This window comes from Pedobacter sp., assembly GCF_045628745.1.
Lineage (GTDB): Bacteria > Bacteroidota > Bacteroidia > Sphingobacteriales > Sphingobacteriaceae > Pedobacter.
The window spans coordinates 1-10,527 of the sequence record NZ_JAZQPU010000180.1 but is presented as its reverse complement, the minus strand read 5'-3'; the positions used below and the strand labels follow the sequence as shown (position 1 = coordinate 10,527).

The following is a 10,527-nucleotide window of genomic DNA, read 5'->3' as shown; positions in this document are numbered from 1 at the left end:
TCATAAAGCAACCAATTTGATTGAAGAAAAACAGCTTATATTTGCTTATTTATTATATTGATCAATATAATAAATAAGCAACTTTGCATAATTATTGAACTTCGTAAAAGGTAAAGTCTCATACCTGTCGTAAATATCATGGTAAGCATCAATACCACCAAGTGTATAAAAGAAGAAACAAGGTATTGATTTTTCATAAAAAGGAAAATGATCAGAACGATCCATAGGTCCCCTCACCTTTACCTGAGGCATTAAATTGTGCTCTTTATTCAACCGAACTAATGTATCAAACTCCTTTTTGAATATAGTTCCATTAACTACCTGAACCCCTTCATCGCCAGTGCCCGCCATATCTAAATTCAACAGAAATTTAATTTTACCCAATTCCAGTAAAGGATTTTTTGCATAATGTTTAGAGCCTAATAAGCCAATTTCTTCTCCTGAGAAAGCTAAGAATACCACATTGTATTTAGGAACATGTTCAGCATAATACTTTGCTAAATACATTAACATTGAAGTTCCACTTGCATTGTCATTAGCGCCGGGAAAATACACTTTTTTACCGATTGCACCAATATGATCATAATGAGCTGTAATGACAATTGTAGAATCAGAACCACCGGTACCTTTAATGAAACCACATACATTCTGCGTCTGGTATTCAGGATTTAATTGAGGTGAAATTTTAAGCTGCGCAACGTTTTTAACTTTTGCATCTAAAAATAAAGATTGTGTATTGATGCTTGCCTTTTTATTTTGGTAGGTTAATGATCTCCATTTCAACTTTTGTTTTGAATTCAAGATAAGACCTTTATGAAATCCGGCATTCTTCAACTGATCTATAACTTCTCTTAACTGAGGAGCTTTCATATGAGTTAAAGCAAGATCCTCATCAATATATAATAGCTTATGCTCTAAATTACGGTTGTTAATTATACTGGCTATAACTTGTGGATCTGGTGATGTCAATTCCAGAACTTCAATGGCAAACTTCCCATCGATTGCAGGGCATGCCGCATCGATAAGGTAATCTACAGCTAAAGTATATTTCTTACCATTGATCGTGACTTTAGGTGCGGTGGGAAATGTATTCGCTGATAAATTGTAATATTGATAATAATCATCTCCAAGCGGTTGAATTTTGTATTTCTTAAATTCATTTCTTAAAAACTGAGCAGCTTTACGATCACCGTCAAAAACATAGCCCCTTCCATGATAAGACTTCGCTGTCAATTCTTTAACAATATACCGGGCGTACTCCTCTTGTGCTTGAGTTTGTGAAAAGGAAAGTAAAACAATAAAATAAACTAAAATTCTGATTTTCATAGGTTTAATTAATGGGTAATATAATTTGTGAAGGATATTCTTTGCTGAAATATATACGATGCTCTTGTTTCAAGAAATCTTTATCTTCAGCCTCATTAATATTTAAAAACTGTTGGGGATTTCGATCAACCAGCGGAAACCAGGTACTTTGAATCTGTACCATTATTTTATGTCCCTTTTTAAAGACATGAGCAGCATCTTGCATATCGAAGCGTAACTTTGTTACTTCCTGAGGTACTAGAGGCTTAGGTTCAGCAAAACTATCCCTGAACTTTGCCCTCATCACCTCACCCCGAACTAAAAGCTGATAGTCCGCCATTGGAGACTTACTGTCATAAGGGTATAGATCTATTAGTTTAACAATAAAATCCGCATCTGTACCTGTTGAAGACACGTATAGCTCAGCTTGTAAATTCCCCCCAATTTTAACGTCATCTGTCAGCACCTCTGACTCATAGACTAAGACATCCGTTCTTTTAGCTGCAAAATACTGATCCTCAAACATATATTTAAATCCTCTTAAAACCGTCTTTTCATTGGTATATGGCACCGGGGAATGAGGATCACTGATATAAGCATCGAATGCAGTCTGGCTGGAAATAGGATGGTTAAAAGATAACTTCTTTCCCTCATTTAAGTAAAGGGACTGCTGCTTAACCGCTGCTGGCGGCCACTGTTTAAAAGATTCCCATTGGTTACTTCCCGTAAAAAATATTTTTGCTCCTGGCAGATGTGCTGTATCATTGCCCTTTAAATGTTGTTTAAAAAAAGGCAGTTCCATTTCTTCCCTAAACTGTTTGGCGGTAGGCTGATTAAAGTTTACAACTTTTAAGGAATCTCCCAGGCCACGGGTCCACGAACCATGATACCAGGGCCCCATCACCAGGTGTGTTGGGCTAGAGGCTGGCAACTTTGATAAATGAGCATAAGTTTTCAGAGGACCATAAAGATCTTCCTGGTCAAACCATCCTCCAACCACCAACACAGCCGGAAAATTTTTCTTGATATGCTTCAGGTAACTTCTTTCCTCCCAGTATTCATTGTAATTAGGATTATCCATCATCTCATTCCATAGTACACTTTTTTGATGTAGATATTTAGCATTAAAATTCTTTAAAGCACCTGTTTTTAAGTAAAAATTATAAGCATCCATGTACCCATAATTACCAAAACCTCCCGGGTGCTTTGTAGAAATTGAATCCCTCAACTTACCAAAGGATGACAGAAATGAAAAGCTTCCCATCAGCATCAAAGCACCATTATGATGCCTGTCATCTCCTAAAAACCAGTCTGTAACTGGTGCTTGGGGAGACACTGCTTTTAAATTTGGATGACTACCAATCAAAGACATAGAGGCATACATCCCCGGCGATGATATTCCCCAAATCCCCACCTTTTTGTTAGATTTAACATTTTTAATCAACCAATCAATCGTGTCATAAGTATCTGTAGACTCATCTGCATCTTTATTCTTCCTGGCAGATAGGATAGGCCTGTTAGCAATAAAATCGCCGTCAGACATATACTTACCTCTAACATCCTGGTAAACAAAAATAAAACCCTCCCGCGTGAAATCCATATTCGGACCAATGGGTATCTTCATATTTTGCACACCATATGGAGCCAGACTATAGGGTGTGCGCATCAGCATAATGGGATATTTATTCCCTTCATCTTTAGGTGAATAAATGGTCGTAAACAACTTCACCCCATCACGCATCCTGATATAAATCTCTTGCTTTTTATAATTATTTTTAACAAATAAGGTATCATCCTTAGTTTGCGCTTTCACCATAATAGTTAGGAAAAGAACACAACTTATTGTACTAATTGATAATTTCATTTATATTTTTTTTAACTGTCATCATAAATGTAAATCCCCCTTATAAATCATTAATCGCTCTAAAAGGGGATCTTTAAGCTTATAAATTTATGGATGACTATTATTCAGTATAATTTGCTTCTTCTTTTGCTTGCTGCTTTCTTTAATATTCATTTTAATGAAGTGGTATCCATTGACATTATCCAAAACAACAGCTGGCCTGTAATCAGCGTCTTGAGCAATTAATTTCACGTTTTCAAAGGAAATATTTTTAGCATGTTTAATGAAGAAGCCCCATGCTGGCAGCTCTTTAAACTGCGAAAATTCGGGATATGCATTTTCCATTTCAGGGATAGCTGCTAAATCATCTTTTGAAGTTCCTCTATAAGCAAAATTTGGATTTCCACCTCCGGGATAGATAATTGTAACATTCTTCAACTTGACATTTTCGATGAGCATGTTTTTTAAACCTACAATACTTGAAGGAGAAGTATTTCTTGGATTATCTTCAATCGGTCCCTCATAAACATAGCCTTTATCAGGTTTATCTGCCGTGATTTCAGCATATAGATTCTGGATAACAACATTCTTCATGCCTCCTATTCGTTGGTTGTTCCATCTGGAACCCATCCGTAAGTAAATAGGGTTTCCGGTATGATAAGCGTATAGACTATCTACAAAAATATCTTCTGCAATTCCTCCATCCGGACAGGCAATCGTCAAAGCTGATCTTAAAGTATTGTAAACTTTATTATTGATAATTTTTACATTTTTGTAGCCACCAGCGGATACCGTTCCAAATTTAATTCCATTGGCACTGGAGCGCGCAACGCAATTACGAATTTCTATATTTTCACATCTTTTGGTTCGGTCATGTGATTTTAAACAGATAGCATCATCAGCCGCATCTATATAAGAATTTAACAACTTGAAATCTTTACAATCAACAATATCAATACCATCATTATTCCAAAACTCGGTGCTTTTAACAGTGATATTATTTATAATTACTTGTTCGCATTGATCATAAACCTGTACCCATTCGGCTGCATTATAGATATGAATACCATCAATATTGACTTGTTTACATTCCCTGAAATAAATAGCTTTAGGACGACGATTGGTAGGTCGGTCATATTTAATGTCATCTACAATGAGTCCTTTATGAATTTGGTCAAGCAGGTCATATGCTACTTCACGTCCACGTCCATCGATCACACCTTTACCCTTAATACCAATATTACTTACACCCTTAGCGTAAAACAATGCTGTATTGGCTACATCAATATTATAATCATAAATATTTGTAGACCCTACAATGACAGCTCCTTCTTCTAAAAGTATCGTTACGTTAGATTTTAGCTCAATAGTCCCTGTTAAGTACCTTCCAACATAAAACCTCAGCGTTCCTCCCCCTTTTTCATGGATATAGTTGACCGCTTTTTGTATAGAGTTTGTATTCATTGTCGATCCATTGGACTTTATGCCAAAGAATGATGCATTATAAATGTTTTCGGAAAAAGCAGTGATAGAAGATAATAGAATGAGAATGGTTAATATATAGCGTATATTTTTCATTTTTTTTTATTTATAAAGCTGAACTTCCATTAGGTAAAACTACTTTTTCAACTAAAGAAAATTGATTATTCGTGTCAGATACAAATGCCTTTCCAGAGGTATCAATGAAGAGGTTCGTTAATTTTACGGATGTAGAATTGATCAGCACAATTCCTTTGCTGTCTTTTGCTACCCTGCTGTTGATCGTCTGACTGGAAAGCTCCAGGTTACTCGTTCTCACATACTTCTGGACAATAGAGGGCGAATTACTAAAATAAACACCATCGATCTTCACATCTTTACAATCTGTAAATGCCAGCAATGATGGCAAATAAGCATCCTGTTTATTCAATAAATATCCTTTTTCTATTAATCCATTTAAATGGCTAAGCAAAGGTTCTACCTGACCTTGAATTACTCCCTTGCCTATGATGCTGACCTGCGTTACATTTTCACCACTGATTAAGGTATAACCACCATCATTTTTAACATAATCGTAGAAATTCGGACTCGCTAAAAGAACAGCTCCTTCATGAAGTTCAATCGTCACATTTGATTTTAAATGTAAGCCTCCTGTTAAATAACGACCTACATAAAAGTTTAACTTTCCCCCTCCTTTTTCTGCAATAAAATTGATTGCATACTGAATAGATGAGGTATTGTTAGTGATGCCATCTGACACGCATCCAAACAAAGATGCATTGTATTCTTGTGCCTTTAGTGGGCTTAAAAAGCCTATGCAAGCGAATAATAGGATGATAATGTTTTTCATATTTATTGAATCTTTGTGCTTGGAGAATGATAGAGGAAAATCTGCTTTTTATGTTCAGCCTTTGGTTCAACAATTTGAACATTTATAAATTTTGAATCCTGCAGGTCGTCAGTTACAATTGCCGGACGGTAGTCAGCCTTTTCAGCTTTAAATACAACATTTTTAAAGGTGACACCCTTTGCATGCCTTAAATAAAAACCCCATGCCGGAAGCTCTTTAAATTGCGAAAATTCAGGATAGGCAAGCGGCATTTCCGGAATACTGTCTAGTTCCTTTGAAGTCAAACCACGCTGTGCATAAAATGGATCTCCACCACCAGGATACCTGATTTCTACGTTTTCAATTGTCACATTCTCGATTTTATACTGAGGCAAACCAATGATACTTGCCGGTGAAATGTTTCGGGGAAGGTCTTCAATAGGCCCCTCATAGTTATATCCGGCATCTGGTTTATTTAAAGGAACCTCAGCATATACATTTTTAATCACCACATTTTTCATATAAGGTTTTTTACCTTTAGTCCAGCGATCACCAATGCGTAAATAAATTACATTTCCAGTATTGATGGACCTTACACCATCAACCAATATGTCTTCAATAAATCCTCCATCAACCGCAGCAAAAGTAATGGCAGATCTATACGTGTCAAATACATTCAGGTTCTTCACCGTTATGTTTCTAAATCCACCTCTTGAGGCGGTACCAAATTTCAAGGCACTTGCACTTGATCTGGCCGTACAGTTTTCCACCAATATATTTTCACACACGGCATTTACATCATGTGACTTAAAACATATGGCATCATCTGCAGCATCAAAATAGGAATCGCGAATAATAACATCTTTACAATCAACAATATCGATACCGTCATTATTCCAGTAAGATTTACTATCAACAGTGATATTTTCAACTAAAAGATTTTGACATTGGTCATAGGTTTGATTCCAACTTCCGGGGTCTTTTAGCGTAATGTCCTTAATAATAATATTTTTGCATTCTCTGAAATAAATATTCTCCGGACGGTTATTTTCTCTAATGCGATCATACTTTAAATCATCTTTAAAAATACCACGATGTGCATTATTGAGCGCATTGATCGCCGTTGTGAATCCTCTTCCATTAATCATTCCTGGTCCTGTAATTCCAATGTTTTCTTGTTTGATTGCAAAAATCAGCGACTGCCAATTAACCGTGGGATCTTTGATATAGTCAAAAGGATTATTAGACCCTAATAGGCTTGCTCCACTTTCCAGATGTAAAGTCACATTAGATTTAAGGTAGATTGTCCCGGAAACATAGCTTCCTGCAGAAAAAACAAGTCTACCGCCTCCATGGCTTGAAATATAATCTATAGCACCCTGAATTGATTTACTGTTTAGCGTCCTTCCATCCAACTGGATGCCAAAATCTTTCGCTGGATAATCTTTTGCAAATAGATTTGAGCTGAGGAAAACACATATAATTATCAATATATTTTTCATTTCAAATAAGTTTAATTTTGTTCGTAAATTTCTATAGGTCCCACAATTCCCATTGATTGTATTTCTTGCTCTCTTCCTTTCCTATTTACCCAATGTTGTGCAACTTCATTACCTGTTAGAGTTTTCATATAGTTACCCATCGTCGTCACCAAATGAATTTCAATCTCATTTACACCTTTTTGGATGTATTTAGAGATATCAAAAACTCTTCTGCCATACCATTTTATGCCGATTTGTTTTTGATTGACATATAATAAGGTGATGCCATAAACCCTACCCAGGTTTAGGATATAATTTTTGCGATCAGTGAGGGTAATTTGTTTACGATAAATTGCTTTGCCAGAGAAATTAACCAGTTCTTTATGGTCCTTCATATCGATAACCTGGTCAAGATTAATGTTCTTCACACTACTATCTAAGCTATGTAACAATTCTAAATTCCAGGATTGATCAAGGTTTAAAGTTGACTTACCTGAATGAGGCAGCGGCTTCCAGTACTCTCCATCTTTATGGTCATCAAAAATCAAGAGCAAAGAGGCTGTAGGACCAAAGTTATATTCAAAAGTAGTGTCGTTAGTTAATTTTAATCTAAAACGCTCTCCAGTATCAAGATCCCATATCCAGGCATATTTTCCATTAATCTTTTTGCGATCAAAAATAATTTTTGCTTCATAAGCATCGTATCGATGTGCATTTTGAAAGAAAAACATTTCACTTCCATCATCTCGCTGATAACGAACTTGCATGAAGTACCTATTAGGAGATGCAATTTTTAAATAAGTTGGAAGTTGATGCGTTGTTACGAGTAGGGAATACCATTCTAAAAATTTATGATCTGAAGGCTTGTCAATTAAAATAAACCGATCTGCAAATTGTGTTTTTAAACGATCAATAGTTGTTTGGATAGCTAAATCCTTTTGCTGCCAATTCAAAAACCCAAGTCCTTTCGAGGGGTATTTCTCTATACAAATTACTTTGCCACCACCTTTTACAAACTGTTCAATTTTTTGTATAGCCAACTCGCTCAAGCTTTCAACGGCAGGTAGGAATAGGGTACCAAAAGATTTTTTACCATAAACTATTTTTCCCTTTTTAATTTCACTCTGTGACAAGATCATATCTGTGATATAGTCTGCAGCGCCACCGTTTTTATGAATCGCCTCCCATAATAAAGAAGTATAGGGAACATTCAATAGCTCAGGGAAAGGATCTGTTTGCACCCCATTATTGGCCCATAAATCATAATTGGCAGGAAGAATAGCAATATCACTATAGTATGTTCCGTTTTGCAACTGTGATGACAATCTTGCTTTATAGTCATTTAAGTATTTAAAAAACGGCCACCAATTATTTTTTTCATTATAATAAGAGCCATACTGAACCCAGCCGGGAAATGCAGCTTCTTTTGGCGAATAATTAAATCCATGCCAAATAGAATGCGTAATGCCAGACATAATGCTCTGGTCTGAACCAAGTTTTAGTAATTCTAAAGTTTCATTAAAAACCTGGTAGGTATTTGTCATCTCTTCACAGCTTACCATACGGTTTCCGGCTAAATGTGCGGCCGAAGAAACATACTTGTTGATCATGGTATAGCCTCTACCTCTGCGATAATCATCATCAGGCATCTCTTCACCAAGCTTGTGCCTTAAGTAATTGGTAGTCCATGATTCCCCTTCAGGAATATCATAGCCTAAACTTGTTTCCAGTGGAAAAAAACCACGCCCATAAGCCTGGGCCCTGGATTTTACTTGTAACTTTTTACACCAGTTCAAGTAAACCTCTGTAAATCTTTCACGGAGTAATATTGCTTTGGTATATTCAAAGTCGAATCTTACTTTTCTCAAAATATCGCTTAATTCAGGAGACTTTTTAGCGCCATAATTCACATCAACTACTGCACCCAGACGACCTACTTTAAACATAATAAAAGGCAAATAAGGCATCAGATCATATCCACATCTTTTTTTAAATTCTTCAGGAAAATCATCACACCAATTGCAGCCCTCTAACTCCATGCTATCAGTAAATAGTGCCCTGAGGTAATTAGACAATGGACCGATTTTCCCTTGGATAGTAGAAGACATCCTGTTTAAGTAGTCCTCAACAGCTTTCTTATTTAAGTGATTTAATATGGCACCCGAGGCTCCTGGTGCACCATTAATAACCTTGGCAAATGATTTAAATCTCACTACTGCATAGATACAATGCTTTCCTTCCGGTACATCTATTCTGATGATGTCATTATTGATTTGATTCGAAAAATCAATTGCCGTCTCTATGGCAGTCACCGGATCGGGAGATAATTTTATATTTAATAAAGTTGGAGATCGCAATGGGTTCTTATCTGTAACCTGCGGATCAACACTGCTATATATGCTGTATTTATTCGTTTCGTACACCATGGGCCCCTCCACCTTTTCGGCAAAAACGAGCAGAACTTCTCCCCTTTCTTCCTCTTTCAAATCTTCGGACCCAAAGGGCCAGCCTGACCCTACGAGAAGGTCACAGGTCATCTCTTTTGACTTAGCTTCCTGGCAAGTGTCTCTAACAATGTTAATCCATTCGTCGCTTAACCAGCGCAAGGACTTAATGCCCATATCATCCGCTTTACCAGGGAAAGAAATTGGATTAATTTCTACTCCTCCTATTCCAGCATCTTTGAGTAAAGCCAGTTGCCTGAACAGCTCTTCTTTTTTTACTTTATTGCCATTCCACCACCAACGTACAAAGGGTCTGTATGGAGACGGCGGATTTTTGAAAAGACTATATAAATCAGGATGTGATTTTTGAACAGCTAAAGATTCAAATTGATTGAAAAAAAATATGGAGGAGGTAGCTATTGATGTATTCTTGATAAAAGCTCTTCTGTTCATGTATTAGTGTTGGTTTTAGATAATTTAAGGACATGAAAAGGTGTTTTTGTCCATAAATTGCTTGCATTGATTAATTTATCTTATCAATTATTAATGCAGTGGTTCTGTAGTGCAGATTTAATGTTGTAATTGTGGTCATTATTGGCAGCATAAACTACTGCTGTAGATATGCAGTTATTGATAGAGATTGTGCTGCCTTTAGGAAAGGCAAGATCTCAAACGTAGAAATATCAAATTTAAATTAAGCAGTGAACCAAAGGTTCACTGCTTAAAAGGATTAACAATTAATTTTGAACTGCCTTTTCGTTATATAACATTTCATCCATTGGAATTTGCAAAGTCATCTTCGCTACCGGATAAGTTGATTTATCAATATGATTGGCAGAGCTGGTTCTATCTACCGCAATATTCCAACGTTTATTGTTATAGAATTCATGGCCACCTTCTCCCCATAGTTCAATTCGTGATTGTAACTGAACCATTTGTAGTGGTGTCATGCCAGCCATAGAGGCATAAGTATCACAAGTCAGAGGTGTCTGTCCTTGTTTAGTGCGTGCGGCAAGCAAAACATTTAAAGTGGCTTTTGCAGCACCAGCATCTCCAGATTGTGCCTGCGCTTCAGCTTTCATAAGTAGTACTTCAGAAACACGCATGTAATAACAAGTTACCCTTGTATTCACATCTTTTTTGTCA

Annotated in this window: 7 protein-coding genes; all 7 read right to left on the bottom strand. The window is 36.4% G+C overall.

Going from position 1 to position 10,527, the window contains the following annotated elements; genetic code table 11:
- Positions 1 to 45 precede the first annotated feature (45 nt).
- Positions 46 to 1,326: a M28 family metallopeptidase gene (locus ACR2F7_RS07165; RefSeq protein WP_432712900.1), complete on the bottom strand. Its 1,281-nt coding sequence runs from the start codon at positions 1,324 to 1,326 to the stop codon at positions 46 to 48.
- A gap of 4 nt (positions 1,327 to 1,330) precedes the next feature.
- Positions 1,331 to 3,169 carry a CocE/NonD family hydrolase gene (locus ACR2F7_RS07160; protein ID WP_432712899.1) on the bottom strand — a complete coding sequence of 613 codons (1,839 nt, stop codon included), beginning with the start codon at positions 3,167 to 3,169 and terminating at the stop codon, positions 1,331 to 1,333.
- Between the two features lie 87 nt (positions 3,170 to 3,256).
- A complete protein-coding gene (locus ACR2F7_RS07155) occupies positions 3,257 to 4,726 on the bottom strand; it encodes a glycoside hydrolase family 28 protein (protein WP_432712898.1) in 1,470 nt (489 codons plus the stop codon).
- Positions 4,727 to 4,736: 10 nt separating this feature from the next.
- Complete coding sequence (locus ACR2F7_RS07150; RefSeq protein ID WP_432712897.1) at positions 4,737 to 5,477, bottom strand: glycosyl hydrolase family 28 protein; 741 nt, start codon at positions 5,475 to 5,477, stop codon at positions 4,737 to 4,739.
- A gap of 2 nt (positions 5,478 to 5,479) precedes the next feature.
- Positions 5,480 to 6,958 carry a glycoside hydrolase family 28 protein gene (locus ACR2F7_RS07145; RefSeq protein ID WP_432712896.1) on the bottom strand — a complete coding sequence of 493 codons (1,479 nt, stop codon included), beginning with the start codon at positions 6,956 to 6,958 and terminating at the stop codon, positions 5,480 to 5,482.
- Positions 6,959 to 6,969: 11 nt separating this feature from the next.
- Entirely contained in the window at positions 6,970 to 9,834 is a 2,865-nt protein-coding gene (locus tag ACR2F7_RS07140; protein ID WP_432712895.1) for a glycosyl hydrolase, read from the bottom strand.
- Between the two features lie 284 nt (positions 9,835 to 10,118).
- On the bottom strand, positions 10,119 to 10,527 hold a 409-nt coding region (locus ACR2F7_RS07135), incomplete at its 5' end, for a RagB/SusD family nutrient uptake outer membrane protein (protein ID WP_432712894.1).

Excerpts from the sequence above, each read along its gene's own strand:
- ACR2F7_RS07165 (WP_432712900.1), bottom strand. The coding sequence starts at position 1,326 with ATGAAAATCAGAATTTTAGTTTATTTTATTGTTTTACTTTCCTTTTCA.
- ACR2F7_RS07160 (WP_432712899.1), bottom strand. The coding sequence starts at position 3,169 with ATGAAATTATCAATTAGTACAATAAGTTGTGTTCTTTTCCTAACTATT.
- ACR2F7_RS07155 (WP_432712898.1), bottom strand. The coding sequence starts at position 4,726 with ATGAAAAATATACGCTATATATTAACCATTCTCATTCTATTATCTTCT.
- ACR2F7_RS07150 (WP_432712897.1), bottom strand. The coding sequence starts at position 5,477 with ATGAAAAACATTATCATCCTATTATTCGCTTGCATAGGCTTTTTAAGC.
- ACR2F7_RS07145 (WP_432712896.1), bottom strand. The coding sequence starts at position 6,958 with ATGAAAAATATATTGATAATTATATGTGTTTTCCTCAGCTCAAATCTA.
- ACR2F7_RS07140 (WP_432712895.1), bottom strand. The coding sequence starts at position 9,834 with ATGAACAGAAGAGCTTTTATCAAGAATACATCAATAGCTACCTCCTCC.